Below are 15862 nucleotides of genomic sequence, written 5' to 3'. Positions count from 1 at the left end.
AGTGACTATGGCTACCCCCAAGATTTCCGTTGTCGTTCCCATCTATAAAGTGGAGGAGTGCCTGGCCTGGTGCCTGGACTCCCTGCTTGCGCAGGACATGCCCGATTGGGAAGGCGTGCTGGTCAACGATGGCTCGCCGGACGGCTCGCGCGATATTGCGGCTGCCTATTGCGAAAAGGACGCGCGCTTTACGCTGGTCGATAAGGAGAACGGCGGCCTGTCGAGTGCGCGTAATGCAGGCATCGCCGCGTCCACGGCGCCTATCGTTGCGTTTTTGGATTCCGACGACCGATTTACGCCCGATGCATGCCGCGTGATCGTCGATGCCTTTGAGCGCGAGGACTGCGACGTTTTGACCTTTGGCGCGAATCCGTATCCGCTTGAGGCGGGGTATCCGTGGCTTAACTATGTGCTGAGCCCGCGCGATGTGTCGTTTGAAGGCTATAGCTCCGACCTACTGTTTAAGGAAGCATCTCGCCCGTTTGCATGGCGCACCGCCTGCAAGCGTGAGTTTTTGCTGGGCAACGGGATCGTGTTCGACGAAACCGTTAAGTATGGCGAGGACCAGGTCTTCGATTTTGCCGTGTACGGTCGTTCGCACAAGACCGCGCTTATCTCGAACAAGCTGTATGATTACCGCGTGGCGCGCAAGGGTTCGCTCATGGACACCATGCGCTACGACGACGAGACGCGTCTGCTGGAGCACGTGAAGATTTACTCTGCGGTGCTGGCTGACTGGCAGCGCGACGGTCTCGATGCTCAGCATGCCGATGACCTGGCGTACTTCCTCTGCGATCTGGTGCTGTACGATGCGCTCAGGCTGTTGAGTACGGATTGCGGCAAGGTGTTTGCTGCCGTTGCCACGGCGCTTGCCGGTTCTGCCGTGGGCAGCGATGCTGCGCTCGCACAATGCGCTCCTTCTGTTGCTGCTATGGTGCGTGCGGCGCTTACCAGCAAGGCCCCCAATGTCCGTGCGTGCAAAAAGCTCATGTTCGATTACGATGTCTTGAGGTTTGGGCGCCTGGGTGCCTGCAAGCGCGTGGCAGCGAACGCCCTGGGAAAGCGAGAAGTGTAGATGAGTATCAAGCGTTTGGCACTTTGCCGCAGCCAGGGCCGTCTTTTTGTGCTGCTTCGTTTTGCCGGTCAGGATGTCGCCGCGCTTATTGAGCGGGAGGCCTCTCAGGCGTTTGCCCATGCGACTACGAGCGGTTCTTGTTTGCCGTCACTGGTGCTCCCGGTCGATCATGGCCGTGTGCTGGCGCTATGCCCTTCTGTTTCCGATTACGAGCGCGAGCTCGCCGTTTTGGTGCTTCCGTTTTTGGATGGCTCGTCGATGGATGCCGTTTTTGCATCCGGTGGCCAAAGGTTGGGCTCTATTCGTCTCGATAGCCGCGTGGCCAAATTGGAATCCAAGATTAACTACAAAGCAAAGCCTGCGCTGTGCGCGCTTATCCGCGATGCGCAGCGTGGCGAACACTGCGGCCGCTACGAGATCGATGCCATTCGCTATTTGCCGGCAGACGTCGGCGCGGTGTGGCGCTATGAGGTTACCTGGGCGGGAGACCCCCAGTGCGCGCCTGAGCTCCAGATCTTCGATACGCATATGAATGCCATCGATGTTACCGTGCATGTGTTTGAATCGCAGGTCGATGTTCCGCAGCAGAACGGATGCCGCATCAATAAATCGTATCTGAGCGTTGAGATGCCTCAGGATATACGAGATTTTGTCGCGATCGTGAGCGATCCCACGGAGCAGATTCAGAGTGGTTTTTGCGCTATGGATGGCCGCCTGTACAACGGCATGGTCGACGACAGCTGGAACCGCATGAAAGACGCGCGTGCAGACGACGCGGCTTATCGACGTTGGTTTGAACAGCATCGCGCAAAGCCGGGCGATCTGGCGTGCCAGCGTGTCGCTTCGGCGACCTTTGCCTATAGGCCGCTCGTGAGCATTGTGGTGCCGTGCTACAAGACTGATCGGGTCTACCTGCGCGAGCTGCTGGAATCGGTGCTAGCCCAGAGCTATGACAACTGGGAGCTGCTCCTTATGGATGCCTCGCCTGAATGGGATGCGGTGGCCGACATTGCGGCGGATGCCAATGACGAGCGCATCCGTCGCATTGAGCTGCCCGGCAACGGCGGCATTGTGGTCAACACCAACGCTGGTATTGAGCAAGCGACGGGCGACTACATCGCGTTCTTGGACCATGACGACATTCTGGAACCGGACGCGTTATTCCGCTATGTTGCCGCGCTGAACAAGGCTGCCGAGGACGAGCGTCCCCAGGTCCTGTTCTGCGACGAGGACATGTTCCAGAAAACGGGGGAGTGGGGCCAGCCGGTCTTTAAGACCAAACTCAACGTCGACCTGCTCTATAGCCATAACTGCGTGACGCATTTCCTGATGGTGGAGAAGGCGCTCATCGACCGTATTGGCATGTCGCCGGAAGACGTCGCGGGCGCCCAAGATTACGACCTTACGCTTCGCTGCCTTGCGGCGGGCGCGCGGTTTGAGCATGTCGCGCACGTGCTGTATCACTGGCGCGTTCATCCGGGATCGACCGCCGATGGCTCTGCCGATAGCAAGCCGTATGCTATTGAAGCCGGGCGCCTTGCGCTTCAGCGTCACTTTGACGCGCTGGGCATTCACGGAACGGCCGAGGAGACCGAGACGCCGTTTGTCTACCGCATGCGCTATGCGCTGCCGGAGTCTGCGCCGCTGGTGAGCATTGTGATTCCCACCAAGGACCACGTTGAGACGCTCGATGCCTGTGTGATGTCGATCGCCCTGAAGGCCACGTATGCCAACTACGAGATCGTCTTGGTGGAGAACAACAGCGAAGCCCCGGAGACGTTTGCGTATTACGAAACCCTGCCAGAGCGCGTGGCTGCAGCATCCGAAGGCAAGGGCATCGCGCGCGTTGCGTATTGGCCGGGTGAGTTCAATTACTCCCAGATCATTAACTTTGGCGTGGAGCATGCCAAGGGTGATTACCTTCTGTTGCTGAACAACGATACCGAGGTCATAAGCCCGGACTTTATCGAAGAGATGATGGGCTATCTGCAGCGTCCCGATGCGGGCGTGGTGGGCGCCAAACTCTACTTTGCCGATCATCTGGTGCAACATGCCGGCATTTTGGTTGGCGTGCGTGGCGCACTTGCCCATGCCAGCCAGGACTTCTCGGCAAAGCGCGAGGGCTATCTTGCCCGCGCTGTGCGCCCCGGTAACTTCAGCGCCGTAACGGGTGCCTGCCAGATGGTCCGACGCGACGTATTTGAGCGGGTCGGCGGCTACAACGAGGAATTCGCCGTCGGTTTTAACGACGCTGACTTTTGCCTGCGCGTGTGGGAGGCCGGCTACCGCACCATCTTTACGCCCTATGCAGAGCTGTACCACTACGAGTTCACCTCGCGCGGCAGGGAAGAGGCCAACGAGGAAAAGCTGCGCCGCTGGAAGCGCGAGCAAGCACTGTTTATTCAGCGCTGGCCGGAGTTCTTCTTGACGGGCGATCCGTGGTTGGGGCCGAACTTATCCGCTGAAAGCGAGTATTTCTCGCTTTAGAAAATGGATTTTAGGAAGTCCTCAACTTACTTACGATATGAGCTTGGAATAAAGCAACGTTGGACTACTTGCTAAGATAAATTACGAAAGCTCGATACTTTCGCGATAAGTTTATACAGGCTTATATAACTCGATATTATCCGATATAAGTAGATATCGCACTTGCCTTTGCCGGCTTACCCGCCGGCGTTATGGATCTTATTAACGGCAAGGCGCTTACGTTCTTGCGTCATGCCCTCCCCGAAGATCTGGCACCTATCAACCAGGTGGAGGTAGCGCTCTCTATGGGCGATAGCTTTGTCGCGACTGGTTTGACCATAGAGGACAATCTTCTGTCGAGAGCCGCTAAGGCCACTAAGGGCTATGCCTATCTGGTGCAACTGGTCGGTTACTCCATTTGGCAACGCGCCAACTTGCATCGTGCCAAAAGTGCCATTGTGAGCGAGGGCGACGTCACCGAAGGCATTGCGCTGGCAGAGGCTCGTTTTCACGATGTTGTTCACGAGCCCGCGATTTCTGGACTTGGACTCAACGATATCAAATACCTTTTGGCCATGTGCGAGGATAAGCAGCAGTCCAAATCATCTGAGATTGCTAAACGCATGGGTAAAAAGACCAATGAGGTCAGCTCTATTAGGGCTAAGCTGCTTCAAAGAGAGGTTATTCAAGCTCCGCAGAGGGGCTACGTGCAGTTTGCCGTGCCGGACCTAGATATCTATCTGCGAGAGAACGCCGCGGAGATTCTCGAGCGGTTCTAAATCGAGGCATGAATAGCCGCCGGTTAACTGCCCTTGTCGACTTGGCTCGCGTCCCCCCAATCTAGTAGACTCTGAACCGTTGCTAGATTGGGGGGATTTTCCATGAAACGCTCCATGAAACGAGTTTCCGGGGCCGTTCGGATGCCGTGGCGCAGCAGGGACTTGAGCTTCTCGGCGAACACCTGCTCTTTCGAGTTCGCAAGCAGGCAGACGCCCTCCTGCCGGTGTGCCACGTCGAACCACAGCTCGTCCTGCTCCATCGCAGCGCTCGCGTGGACCCCCAGGTCGAGCTTCGTGTCGAACGTGCTGCGCCCGTCGCTGACCTTGAGGTTGACGCGCCTGCCCTTGTAGTCCTGCTGCGACAGCTCCTCTATCTCGCCGGCGATGCGGACGGTTACGCCGTCGCCGAGGTTCGAGAGGGCGGACACAAAGGAGCGAATGGAGGCGTCGGTCATCGGGTACCGCACGAAGTCGAGGTCTATGTCCTGGGTTGCGCGGCGCCCGCTCCCCGACAGCGCGCACATCAGGACCCCTCCCTTGACCGTCACTCGGTCGCGCATGCCGGATGCCGCCAGCTTTGAGAGGATCACGTCCTGGCAGACGCGCGCGGTCGCGTTGAGGCAGGAGTAGCCCTCCTCGCGCTCGTAGCGCGCCCTCATCTCGTTCAGGTCCATCAGAATACCTCCTCCATGGCGCGCTCGAGGTGTGCCTCGCCGTGCGGGATTGCCTCCGCGTAGTCCTGCAGCCTGTATATGTCCAGCCGCTCCGACCGCCTGCGGAACGAGGCGACGGCCTCCCGGTAGAGGTCGTAGGGCAGCTTGTTGCGCGAGCGCATGAGCTCGAGGAGCATGCGCTCGGGGTCGTAAGCGGCAAGCTCGGTCCCGTCCACCGAGACGGTCGACCTCCCGACGCCCAGCCATCCCTCCGGGATGAAGTGCTGGCGCACGGCGGCGTCGCGTATCTTGGTCCCACCGCGCTTCGTGGCCAGGTCGATCCGGTCGGGGGGCGCGGTCACGAGCCCGTGGGCGTAGAGCGCGGTCTGCCCGGTCAGGATGCCCCCGGGGTAGCGCTTCGCGATCACGGCGAGGGCGTCCTCGTCCCGGTTGGTCGAGTACATCCCTCGGCCGACGGGGTGGAGCGTCCCTTCCGACACCGCCTTGCGAACGCGGTACCTGCTCCCGAGTTCAGCCAGCGCCTCCCGGTAGGTGATCACCATGCCGACCTCCCCTCGAAAGCCATATAAGCCTACATCTGATGACAATTGTAGGCTTATATGGCTTTTCATGGAACGACTCATTGCGGCACCTCCCTCGCCATGACGGTGCCTTACTTTGATGGCCCTTTCCTCGTTTGCATCTGCTATATGAAGGAACGTCGATTCTGGTGCTCGGGCGAAGGCGCTACGCGATGAAATTCTCCACCAGCGTAACCATGGAGTCCTTCTCGCTTGGGTCAGAGAGGGCAATCATGAGCGTCATGGCCGCGAGCGCGTTGCCCTCCACGTGGAGTCTTTCGCCGTTGCGCAGTATCCCGTTCTTGTCGAGGAAGTGAATGAAGAGCGCCGCTGCAGAGCGCTTGTTGCCATCCAAGAATGGATGGTCCTTCACTACGAGGTAGAGAAGGTTGGCGGCCTTTGCTTGAACGGAGGGATATAGGTCTTGGTCGCCAAAGCCCTGATAGAGGGCGCTGATGATTCCGGCGAACTGGTTGTCCCGCTCTCGTCCGAACAGGGTGGACGACGAGTAGAACGGTAGACTGCGGACGACTTCGAGGGCTTCGGTGTAACCGAGCTCCCAGTTGGGCTCGTTGCCCTGGGGCGCCTTCATCCTTCCCGTGTCGTATTCATCGAGCAGAGTCAGGCTCGGAAGGTACTTCTGTAGAATTTCTGCCGCACCGGAGAGTTCCGGAGTACTCGACCTCTCGAGGACCTTGAAGACCGTTCCGAGCGCCTCGAGTCTCTTTTGGTTGATGGAGTATCCCTGGAGTAGATGCTGCTTGAGCACGCCATTTGCCCACCGGCGGAAGTACACGCCCTGCTGAGACTTCACGCGGTAGCCAACCGAGATGATCATGTCGAGGTTGTAGTGCTCGACCTGACGTTTGACCGTTCTTGTTCCCTCTAAGCGAACTATTTCAAAAAATGAAATAGTTCGAATTCCGGCAAGCTCTTCCTTTGCTGCGGAATGAATGTGCTTGGAGATAGTCGGCACTCCGCGCCCGAACAACGTCGCCATCTGCTGCTGGGTTAGCCAGACCGTATCGCCGTCGACGCGCACGTCAAGGTGGACTGCGTGGTCGGGGTCCTCGTACAAAGCGATCTGCTGGCTTGCGTTGGAATTGTCCATGATGTATGCCCCTTCGGTTTAGTCGACATGCTATGATCCGCACGCCGGAGGACGAGTGGTTTCAACATGCCGGTATTGCGTAGCTTCAACCGGCATCCCGCCGGTCAGTCGGCGTCGCGTGCGCCGGCTAAGCCAGGGTCGGGGCAGCGGGGATCCGCGGCGCCGGCGCTTCGTACCATTGGGGGCCTCCGAAGCGACTTTCACTCTGTCTTATTCTGGTAGATACAGTGTACCACGAAACGCGAACATGCGTACGTATTTCTGTTTAAATTTTAGCTGGACGCGGCGGTGTGTCGTCCTCTACCTTGTTCTCCGAAGCCAGCTGTATTCCGGGCCGCGGTTCTACAAGGCAGGGGGTAGTCAGATGGATAGGATTATCCTTCTCCTACTTCTCTTGACCTTCCTGGTCATCCTGAGCAAGTAATGGGCTTTAGTGGGTGCCAAGCTCTACTTTGCTGGCCATCTGGTTCAGCTAGCTGGCATTGTGGTCGGCGTGCGCGGCGCCCTTGCCCATGCCAACTGGGACTTTTCGGCAAAGCGCGAGGGATATCTTGCCCGTGCCGTGCACCCGGGCAACTTCAGCGCCGTTACGGGCGCCTGCCAGATGGTCCGTCGCGACGTTTATGAACGGGTTGAAGGCTGCGACGAGAAGTTTGCCGTCGGTTTTAACGATGCGGATTTTTGCCTGCGCGTATGGGGGCTACCGCACCATCTTTACACCTTATGCTGAGCTGCACCACTACGAGTTCACTTCGCGCAGCAGGGAAGAGGCCAGCGAGGAAAAGCTGCGCCGTTGGAAGCGCGAGCAGGCACTGTTTATGCAGCACTGGCTGGAGTTCTTCTTGACGGGTGATCCGTGGCTGGGGCCGAACCTTAGCAGCGAGTGCGTGTATGGTGCGCTGAAAATTACTGTGCTTGTTCTGGCTTGTTGCTAGGCGTAGCGCGCGTCCCGCCGGTTGAGAAGCTCGCAGTAGTTCGACACCGCCTCTACCTGCGGCGCCTGCTCCTGCGGCTTACCATCCTACTCACCCACGTATGACTCCCATGCCCCGAGCGGGCAAAAGGAAATGCCCACAACGTCTCCGTTGCGGGCATTCTCCGGGCCGGCCACAAATAGCTTTATCGAATCCGATTGCTCTTCATCATCCGGATCGTTGGCGTCTCGTCGGCAAAGTCATCGTCTATCTGTAGTTCAAGGGGCACCGTAATGGAGCTTCCCAGCGCGGTCGCGGTTCCCGGGGCGAATGCGGGAAGGCGCATGACCTGGCCATTTGATATGGAAGGGATATTGCGGCGAACGTAATCGAGGTCGTAAGAGTTCTGAATGCGGTGGATTATGAAGGTTCCCGTCTGAGAGAGCACGACGCGGGAAAGCTCACTGGGGATTTGGCTGATGGCGGTAAGGTAAATGCCAAACTTACGGCCCTCCCGTGCAATTCGATTGAACACTGAGTCGTCTGTCAGGTCTGCATCCCTGATATAGCGATGCGCCTCGTCAAAAATGAGATAGATGGGTGTCGAGGAGCCTCTTCCTGCATCTAGGCTAGCCTGAAAGAGGGTGCGCGCAACGTAGTGGGAAAACAACTTCAATCCTGACTCGTCGATTATCTGAGATACGTCTAGCACAAGAATGCCATGCCCCTTGTTTAAGAGGGCAGCAATTGACTCGCCCCGCTCAAGTGAGAAGAGGTCTTGCGAATACCTTTCCCTAAGGTTTCTAAGCTGAGTAACCAGCCCCTCTGAATACGACCTTATCTGACGGTTGCCCCGCACTTCTTCTTCGTCGAACACGAAGTCAAGCGCATCAACGACGTCAGAGATTGAGACCTCGCTTTTAGGTTTTTCGTACTCACATAAGATGCGTTCGATATTGGGAAGTCCATCGGACATGTATTCGTCCTCGATGAACTCCTTCAAAAGGGACTCAAGCCCTTCGACGACATCTTTCGATATGTTTCCGTATTCCAGGTTGAAAGACACTAACAGGTTATGAGCGGTCTGAGGGCGAGAGAAGGGTCCGGACTCGCGTTCGAGAATCTTGTTAAGTTCTCCCTCAATCGGCTGGTAATACTTTGAGACCTGAAACTTCCTCGCTGCGTGGCTATCGATGCTCGTGTCCCGAATTGCGGTATATGCAAAGGCAGCAAATAGCTTCTTCTTGCCCTCCTCGTTGAGGTGGGAGTATCTCACGGCCCTCTCAAACAGAGGTTTCTGGATGCGTCGCGAGGGGTCGAGAATAGCTGACCAGTCATCCATCGACAACTCTCCGGGCGCGAGGTGGTACTCATCAGCGCCGATTCGTCTCGTGCAGCCGTAACCGCCGCGCGTGAGAAAGTCATAATCGCCGTGCAGATCGAAGACGAAGAATCGGGGCTCTGCATCGAGCGCGTCCTCGGCATCTAAGAGCGATGCCGCCCTATCAAGCAGGAGCCGCGCGGTTGAGGACTTTCCCGAGCCGGTATTACCGAGAATAGCGAGATGACCAGAGAACAGGGAATCGATATCAAAAGTGGGTCTTACTGAATCGTACCCAGCGAGGGACCCAATCTCGACTCCTTCCCGCACGCAAAAGACCCTCTTGAGGATTGATTCATCGCAGGCATAGACATTGGAGCCGACCATGGGGAGGTCTACTACGCCGGGCACGTAGGAAGATCCTTCAATCTCTCCAATGGGGACGGCGGTGAAGATATAGCTCGTGCTAAACCTCGACGAAGGCTGGTCGGAATACGGCCTCTCGGCCTCTTCTACGGAAGTCACGCGAAAAATGATCTTTGTCGAGATAGAGAGATAGGAAAAGAGATATTGATTGAGCCCGTTTAGATGCCTTGGCTCGCCATCGAGCATCCGGTCTGAAAAGTCGGAACGTGATGCGCGTAGTCTTATCTTCTCCTGATCCATATAGCAGATGGTGCCGATGAGCCAACCCGGATTGGGAACCTCATTAGTCATTCTTGTCACCAAGCCCCAAAGATCCAGATGCCACATCGTCTCCGAAGGTGATCTCGGGCCCGATAAAGTCAGCAAATTCCGAGAAGTATAGCGGGCGCTTGCGGTCCAGTTCCCTTTCACTTGGATATACGAAATAGGTGTTCGCGCCACCTGCCTTATCGTAGAACACACGTGTAGGGGAACCGACATCTGCTTCTGCCGGGTTGCCGATAAAGGCGAGGAGCGTGAAATCGGGCCTCGCAAGAGCCTGGCTGATAAGGTTTGATATGTGAGAGTCCGCGAAGCTGAATCCACAAGTCAGAAGGACTGTGTTGGGGACGGCGAGGGCATTTACGAACTCGCGGAACATATCGCTATAGGGGGAGCCCTGGGTCAAGGCGTATTTGGAAGTCATCGGGGCGATAAGTTGTCTGTCGCCTTGGTACTCGTCGGTGATGTCGGGAAACCTGGGGACCCTTACGACGTTTCCGTCATAAATCCTCCAGTTGATGGACCCGTGCATCTTGTAAAGGCGAAAGAAGGGGTTCACCGGTTCGTAGTGATCCCTGAATCTCTCGTCGAGGTCAATCGGCCTGCGATGGTATTCCCGCGGGTTGAATGTGGGTATCAGCCCGTTCGAGAACCCGTCCACATAGGCGTAGCCGCTCGATTCAAGGGCCATCTCATGAAATAGGTCGTAGTTTGTTGTGAAGAGATTAACGACGTCGAAGGCAGCTTGACCACCGCGCGCAAGGATCTGTCGCGATACGCCAAGTCCCTGAACAAACTTACGATAGCTATCAAGGACGTCGGAGTGCTCCGCGCTGTATTTGATGTCGACGGACTCGAGAAAGGCCTTGCGAACTGCATCGGAAACCCTCTTGTCGTCATCGGCGCTATCTAGAGAGCCCTCGATGCGCTGACTCAGCCACGAGAGGAGGTTCTCTATGTTCGAGTACTTCGCAGGGTCTTCGTTATCTCGACAGGCAATTTTAGTTATCCGACTTTCCAGAAGGATAGATAGATCGGGATCGTTGAGCTTGAGGTCCGCTCGCAAGTTCCTGAAGGTTTCACCCATCAGGGGAATGGCCGGAGTAGATGCGCCAGAGCCGATAAGCGTGGCTAGGTTAATCGACCTGGAAAGAATGCCTTGAACAAAATGTCTGGCTTCTACCGCGTTTACCTCACGCCTTGTTGCACCCCTCTGCAAGGTAAAAAGGGGTTTGGAGGATTCTTTCTGCATATCGGAGGACACGTTGCCCGGTATGTTTATTGCGTTGTCAGACATGCATGCTCCCAATAAACTCAAGAACTCCTGCTCGAACGCGCCCGGGAACTGAAACATCCGCTCCTTGCCCCCGATGCTCACGTAGATCGAGCCGCCGTCTATCCTCGTCACGGTGCCGGCGCCCCATGCCTTGTGGCGCACCTTGCACCCGGCTCCCAGTGCGTTCAACTGGGCCTTGTTCGACGCCGGCCGCGCCGCTGTCGGCCGCGGTTTTCGGCTTCTCTGCGCCAGCCTTTCTCGCCGCGACGGCACCGTGTATGCAGTCGGTCGCGCTCTTGCGGTAGCGCGAGGCCACCACGGAAAGCTTGCGTCGCAGCACCTCAGCGAGGAAGTTGCCGTTGTCGTACGGCGGCTCCAGGAACCGGGAGTCGATGCGCTCCGTCTCGGATTTCACCATGTCAAGCATGGCGTTCACCTCGCACTCGTTGGTGAAGACCTCGCCAACGTCCTGAACGCGCTCCTTTGATTTACCCTGTACAGCCAAAAAACACCCCTTAGCCCATGCCGGCGGATCAGAAAACCGCAGCATAAAACACTAGTGAACAATTCTAACAGAAGGTGCGGACGCAATATTGCATCTGTTCCCAAGCGGAGCCTTTGCAGCAACCGCCACGGGACGCAGGCCAACCGTTCATTATTATGCCCATTACAGCGGAGCAACCACTGCCACGTGCTCGCCCGTCGGGGGCCGCCCGCGCCGAACTTGCGTTCGCTCCGGGTGCCGAGCTGGGTCGGTCGCGCCGCGGGCCGCCCATGCGCGTGGAATGGCCTCGTAGCCGAGTCCCAGGTACGCGAGCACCGGTGTCGCCGCCGCGCCCGCGATGCCCAGCCAGAACGCCAGCGGCTTCGTGCGGACCCTCCAGTTGATGCCCATAGGTCTTCTCCTTCCATGGGCAATTCAAAGGGGCTGGTCGCCTGCGCGCCGCGGAGGAGGCGCAGGTACAGCCCGTACGTGGGCGAGGTCTACGTGGCGCCTGGGAACACCTGCCTGGACGAGAGGGGCAGACACCGCTTCGCGGCCAGCCAAACGGGCTGTGGGTCACAGGCATCACGGAATTCCGCATCCCCGCCGGCAAGTGCACCTCTCGCCGGCGATCAATTGCTTCAACGGAATGCCCGTCGGCTGGTCCATCGGCACGCCCCCGAACGCGGTGCTTGCCAACTCATCGCTCCTGCGGGCCTGCTCGCAGCTTGCGTATGGTGAGCACCACTGGGTGCACTCCGACCGCGGCAGCCATTACCGGTGGCCCGGTTGGATCGCCATCTGCGATGGGCACGGCATCGTGCGCTCGATGACGAGGAAGGGGTGCTCACCCGACAATTCAAGGGCGGAGGGCTTCTTCGGCAGGCTGAAGGTGGAGTCCTTCCACGGAAGGGGCTGGGACGATGCTGGCATGGGGGAGTTCATGGAGATGCCGGACGCCTATCTGTTCTGGTACCGCGACAAGCGCCGCAAGAGCGACCTGGGCTATATGAGCCCGATGCAGTTCCGAAGAAGCCTAGGTCCTGTAGCGTAGGAACACAGTCCGGGGTTTCCACTGCAGTCCCCGGTGTTCAGTTTAGCCCTTGACAGAAGCAGTCCACCTGGAGCGCAACGTCGCGGAGTGGTGCCGCCACAAGCGCGTCGGGGGCGCCACCGTTGCCGCGCTGAAGGCCGCCTTCATGGACAAGCTCGGTAAGGTCGCGTAGGATATCGGCCGACAACGGCCCTGGAGGGGCTTACACCACTTTTCGTGACACAACTTGCCCTCCAGGTGTAATTGGCTAAATTGTTGGTATGCGGGATACGTTAGCGACTCATAAAAGTTGCACGGTTGATGGGGGAGAGTTTGGGACGTTCAAAAGGGCGCAATTCAAAGGTTGAGCTTCTGCGCATCATCTCGATGTGGTTCATAGTGGCTCATCATTTCGTGATTCATAATGCTGAGCCTATTTCCGTTTTCCCCGGGACCGTTGCACGCATGGTACTGCACGGCGTGTTGTACCCTTCGGGGCGTATTGCCGTTGCCGTGTTTTTTATCATTACGGTGTGGTATCTGGCCGACGCGCAACTGACACTTAAGGGTCAGCTGCGAAGGGCTTGGACCCTGCTGGGGCAGATGCTCTTTTACAGTGTGCCGCTCGTCCTGTACTTTGGCGTGTTTAATGCGGGGGATGGGCTGCAAGCTGGAGAGCTGATGGCTGCCGTCTTTGCTCCGCTCGCCTCGCTGTGGTGGTTTCCTACGGTGTATATTCTGCTGATTCTTGTGGCACCCTATCTGTTCGACGGGTTGCGTGCGTTGACGAGCCGGCGGCTGGGCGAGCTCTGTATGCTACTGGTCGTGCTATATGGGGTCTTGCCCGTTGTGCCGTATTCGACAATTGGTGGCTTTGTTTCCTCCCTGACGGGTCAGACGGTCGTGATCGCGTGCGTGACATGTTGGTTTAAGTGGCATTATTGCGGTGGGGCGGGTCCGAGGGTTTTGGTGCTGCCCGTTCTTTCGTACGTTGCTGTGTACGTTTGCTACTTTGTGGCTCAAAAGGACGTGCTCCTTTTGAGCGCTTTCGCTTCCAGCGTGTACGGATCGGTGGTGACTAATCCTGGAAGCCTTTTGTCGCTTGCGATCGCACTTCCGGTGTGCTTGTTTGTCTTTAATGCTCAACCTGCGCATTGGCCTGCTGTCAATTACTTGGCCACGTTGTCGTTTGGCGTGTACCTTGCCACGGACAGCGCGTACATGCAGGAGCTGCTGTGGAAGAACTTGCTTGTGTTCTCCCACTGCCACCCAGCGTGGGGGCTGCTGTCCGTAATGCTTGTAGTGACCGGCGTGTATGTTGTCGCGTCCTGCGTCGAGGCGATTCGACAGGTTCTGTATCGGGCGCTGTTCAAGCATCCGGGTAGGGTGTTTGATGTTTTGTGGGACAAGATTGCAGGGGTCTCTTTGCCAAGGTAGGCCATTGTTGGGCCAAGTCCCAAGCTGTGCACAAATTCGTAATCGCGTTTCTCCTACGCTGCCTTCCTCAGCTCGGTTCCGATAATGGTGTAAGGGCGAAATTGGGTTAACAGTAGGTCAAGTAATTCAGTTAGAATTGCTTGAGCTCTATTTTGTTTTGGTTAAAGTCTACTATTTAGATTTACGTAATTTATTGGGAGTGCATATATGAAAAAGGTTCGTTGCACAGTTGCTAATTTGGTTACCGCTGTTCTGGTTTCCTCTTCCTTCCTTGCTCCCGTTTCGTCGGCCTATGCACTTGAGTTTTCCTCGCTCTCAAATAATGAAGCCGAGACCTCTAGCTCCTCTTCACTTTCGGATTTCGTTTCCGAGGATACTGAGAAGACCGCCGAATCCGACTCTTGTGAGGATACTGAGGAGACCGCCGAAGCCGACTCTTGTAATTCGGAAGTCGAATCGGCCGCTCAGCCGGCCCAATCTCCCGATTCCTCTTCTGTCGATGCCTCTTTCCAATACTTGTACATTGCGCAGCCCTCTCTTTCTTTGGGTGCTATGCAAGAGGCGGCGTTCGCAACTGCATCTGATTCTGATGTTTTGACCTCTGCGTCCCTATCATTCGTCAGCAATTTTGGCGAAGAGCGCTCCGTTGAAGCTTCGGCTTTCTCTGGGAATGCTGCGGGCTTTACATTCGGACAAGATTTGTTGGTAGCGCGGTATTTTTTAACCGGTATTACGTATCAGGTGAAGGATTCGAACGCAGTCTATTCAGTGGACCTCTCGTCTGAGGATTACAGCTTTGACGTAGTCAGTTCGTCTTCTTCATCTGATCGCGTTGACAATTCCGATGATATGTCGGTCTACTATGCCGATGAGAACGGCAATCCTGTCGAGGCTTTCTCTATTGAAGAGGCGCTTTCCGGTTCTGAAGATGATGACGGCATTGCGGCTTATAGCATCGATTCCCGTTCAGCTCGTAAAAACGTTCGTGTGATTGCACTTGATGCCGGTCACGGTGGATCCGATTCTGGCGCTCAGGGCAATGGGAAGAGCGAAGCCGACTTAACTTGGAAGATTGTTAGCGCGTGTAAGACCAAGCTTGAGAATTACGGATTTAAGGTAATTCTCGCTCGTGAGCAGTCGGGCAGTTACGGAAACAACGACTTCCTTTACCGCGTTCAGCGTTGCGTCAAACAGGGCGCTCAGGCCTATATCAGTTTCCATATCAATTCGGGTTCGTCCGCAGCTCATGGTGCCGAGGTATATTCGCCTACCGTGAACGGGGCTGACTATACCCAGGTTTCGTACGAACTGGCCCAGAAGGTTCAGAACAATCTTGTTGCTCTCGGACTTACAAACCGTGGTGTCTTTCAGATGCAGGTAGGCGACGAATTCGCCGTTATTCGTTGTGCTCGTGAAGCTGGAATCCCCGGTATTTTGATTGAACACGGATTTATCTCCAATTGGGGCGATGCGAACAAGTACTTTAGTGATGCCGGGTGCAAACGTCTTGGAGAAGCTGATGCGGATGCCATCATCGCGCAGTTCCCCAAATCCTCTTGGCTTGATTATTCGTCTGTTTTCGATGCCGACTACTATCTCAATAAGTATCCAGATGTTAACGAATGGGCAAACGGAAGCAAAGATAAGGCCCTGGATCACTTCATCAACTACGGCATGTCGGAGGGCCGCCGCGGCTCCGAGGCGTTCGACGTGCAGAGCTACTACAATGAGTACCCCGATCTCCGCGCCGCCTTTGGCACCGACCTCGCCAGCTACTACTCGCACTACCTTATGTACGGCAAGAAGGAGGGGCGCCACGCCACCGGCTGCTCGAAGCTCAAGGGCGCCGCAACCAAGGCAGGCGGCGTGGACTACGCTCCCGTCTACGACCCCGAGTTCTACCTCTCCCGCAACCGCGACGTCGAGAAGGCCTTCACTAAGTCGACCTACGGCGGCGTGACTGTGGTCGACGACTCAGCCGTCCTGCGGCACTTCATCAACTACGGCATGTCGGAGGGCCGCCGCGGCTCCGAGGCGTTCGACGT

At 56.8% G+C, this 15862-nt stretch carries 15 protein-coding genes; 8 read left to right on the top strand and 7 right to left on the bottom strand.

The window, feature by feature from the left end:
* Positions 1 to 7 precede the first annotated feature (7 nt).
* The 3 genes from KTF55_RS03205 (at position 8) to KTF55_RS03195 (ending at position 4320) form a co-directional block, all read left to right on the top strand.
* Complete coding sequence (locus KTF55_RS03205) at positions 8 to 1075, top strand: glycosyltransferase (RefSeq protein WP_117746658.1); 1068 nt, start codon at positions 8 to 10, stop codon at positions 1073 to 1075.
* The gene (locus tag KTF55_RS03200; RefSeq protein WP_217107910.1) at positions 1076 to 3562 is read left to right on the top strand and encodes a glycosyltransferase family 2 protein; all 2487 of its coding nucleotides are present in this window, start codon (positions 1076 to 1078) and stop codon (positions 3560 to 3562) included.
* Between the two features lie 191 nt (positions 3563 to 3753).
* On the top strand, positions 3754 to 4320 hold the full coding sequence (locus KTF55_RS03195) for a hypothetical protein (protein WP_217107909.1): 567 nt from the start codon (positions 3754 to 3756) through the stop codon (positions 4318 to 4320).
* Positions 4321 to 4343: 23 nt separating this feature from the next.
* Here the strand turns inward: KTF55_RS03195 and KTF55_RS03190 are convergent, their stop codons facing one another.
* The 3 genes from KTF55_RS03190 to rhuM form a co-directional block, all read right to left on the bottom strand.
* Positions 4344 to 4994: a nucleotidyl transferase AbiEii/AbiGii toxin family protein gene (locus KTF55_RS03190; RefSeq protein WP_055252274.1), complete on the bottom strand. Its 651-nt coding sequence runs from the start codon at positions 4992 to 4994 to the stop codon at positions 4344 to 4346.
* Positions 4994 to 5536 (bottom strand): hypothetical protein, encoded by a 543-nt coding sequence (locus tag KTF55_RS03185; protein ID WP_055252273.1) that lies wholly within the window; start codon positions 5534 to 5536, stop codon positions 4994 to 4996. The genes KTF55_RS03190 and KTF55_RS03185 overlap by 1 nt, the downstream gene beginning before the upstream one ends.
* Positions 5537 to 5720: 184 nt before the next feature.
* Positions 5721 to 6665: a RhuM family protein gene (rhuM, locus tag KTF55_RS03180; protein ID WP_217107908.1), complete on the bottom strand. Its 945-nt coding sequence runs from the start codon at positions 6663 to 6665 to the stop codon at positions 5721 to 5723.
* Positions 6666 to 7098: 433 nt separating this feature from the next.
* Between rhuM and KTF55_RS03175 the strand changes: the two genes are divergently transcribed.
* Positions 7099 to 7395 carry a hypothetical protein gene (locus tag KTF55_RS03175; protein WP_055252705.1) on the top strand — a complete coding sequence of 99 codons (297 nt, stop codon included), beginning with the start codon at positions 7099 to 7101 and terminating at the stop codon, positions 7393 to 7395.
* Positions 7396 to 7784: 389 nt separating this feature from the next.
* Here the strand turns inward: KTF55_RS03175 and KTF55_RS03170 are convergent, their stop codons facing one another.
* The 4 genes from KTF55_RS03170 to KTF55_RS03155 all read right to left on the bottom strand — a co-directional run bounded on the left by KTF55_RS03170 (position 7785) and on the right by KTF55_RS03155 (position 11758).
* On the bottom strand, positions 7785 to 9617 hold the full coding sequence (locus tag KTF55_RS03170; RefSeq protein ID WP_217107907.1) for an ATP-binding protein: 1833 nt from the start codon (positions 9615 to 9617) through the stop codon (positions 7785 to 7787).
* A complete protein-coding gene (locus tag KTF55_RS03165; protein WP_158571031.1) occupies positions 9610 to 10884 on the bottom strand; it encodes an SIR2 family protein in 1275 nt (424 codons plus the stop codon). Before KTF55_RS03165 ends, KTF55_RS03170 begins: the two co-directional genes overlap by 8 nt.
* Positions 10877 to 11368 (bottom strand): hypothetical protein, encoded by a 492-nt coding sequence (locus tag KTF55_RS09945; RefSeq protein WP_226790515.1) that lies wholly within the window; start codon positions 11366 to 11368, stop codon positions 10877 to 10879. The genes KTF55_RS03165 and KTF55_RS09945 overlap by 8 nt, the downstream gene beginning before the upstream one ends.
* A gap of 162 nt (positions 11369 to 11530) precedes the next feature.
* Positions 11531 to 11758 carry a phage holin gene (locus KTF55_RS03155; protein WP_217107906.1) on the bottom strand — a complete coding sequence of 76 codons (228 nt, stop codon included), beginning with the start codon at positions 11756 to 11758 and terminating at the stop codon, positions 11531 to 11533.
* A gap of 160 nt (positions 11759 to 11918) precedes the next feature.
* Between KTF55_RS03155 and KTF55_RS10040 the strand changes: the two genes are divergently transcribed.
* The 4 genes from KTF55_RS10040 to KTF55_RS03140 all read left to right on the top strand — a co-directional run.
* Complete coding sequence (locus tag KTF55_RS10040; RefSeq protein ID WP_158571032.1) at positions 11919 to 12401, top strand: IS3 family transposase; 483 nt, start codon at positions 11919 to 11921, stop codon at positions 12399 to 12401.
* 49 nt (positions 12402 to 12450) lie between these two features.
* Positions 12451 to 12573: a hypothetical protein gene (locus KTF55_RS10035; protein WP_255413388.1), complete on the top strand. Its 123-nt coding sequence runs from the start codon at positions 12451 to 12453 to the stop codon at positions 12571 to 12573.
* A gap of 140 nt (positions 12574 to 12713) precedes the next feature.
* The gene (locus KTF55_RS03145) at positions 12714 to 13817 is read left to right on the top strand and encodes a hypothetical protein (protein ID WP_055252476.1); all 1104 of its coding nucleotides are present in this window, start codon (positions 12714 to 12716) and stop codon (positions 13815 to 13817) included.
* 207 nt (positions 13818 to 14024) lie between these two features.
* A partial coding sequence (locus KTF55_RS03140) for an N-acetylmuramoyl-L-alanine amidase (protein ID WP_217108525.1) occupies positions 14025 to 15862 on the top strand: 1838 nt, incomplete at its 3' end.

This window comes from Collinsella sp. MSK.8.10, from assembly GCF_019041915.1.
GTDB lineage: Bacteria > Actinomycetota > Coriobacteriia > Coriobacteriales > Coriobacteriaceae > Collinsella.
Note: the sequence above shows the minus strand (reverse complement) of the source record. Positions and strands in the feature narration are given on the sequence as shown.

Bases quoted from the DNA above. Each gene is read 5' to 3' on its own strand.
- KTF55_RS03205 (WP_117746658.1), top strand. From the start codon at position 8: ATGGCTACCCCCAAGATTTCCGTTGTCGTTCCCATCTATAAAGTGGAG.
- KTF55_RS03200 (WP_217107910.1), top strand. From the start codon at position 1,076: ATGAGTATCAAGCGTTTGGCACTTTGCCGCAGCCAGGGCCGTCTTTTT.
- KTF55_RS03195 (WP_217107909.1), top strand. From the start codon at position 3,754: ATGGATCTTATTAACGGCAAGGCGCTTACGTTCTTGCGTCATGCCCTC.
- KTF55_RS03190 (WP_055252274.1), bottom strand. From the start codon at position 4,994: ATGGACCTGAACGAGATGAGGGCGCGCTACGAGCGCGAGGAGGGCTAC.
- KTF55_RS03185 (WP_055252273.1), bottom strand. From the start codon at position 5,536: ATGGTGATCACCTACCGGGAGGCGCTGGCTGAACTCGGGAGCAGGTAC.
- rhuM (WP_217107908.1), bottom strand. From the start codon at position 6,665: ATGGACAATTCCAACGCAAGCCAGCAGATCGCTTTGTACGAGGACCCC.
- KTF55_RS03170 (WP_217107907.1), bottom strand. From the start codon at position 9,617: ATGACTAATGAGGTTCCCAATCCGGGTTGGCTCATCGGCACCATCTGC.
- KTF55_RS03165 (WP_158571031.1), bottom strand. From the start codon at position 10,884: ATGTCTGACAACGCAATAAACATACCGGGCAACGTGTCCTCCGATATG.
- KTF55_RS03155 (WP_217107906.1), bottom strand. From the start codon at position 11,758: ATGGGCATCAACTGGAGGGTCCGCACGAAGCCGCTGGCGTTCTGGCTG.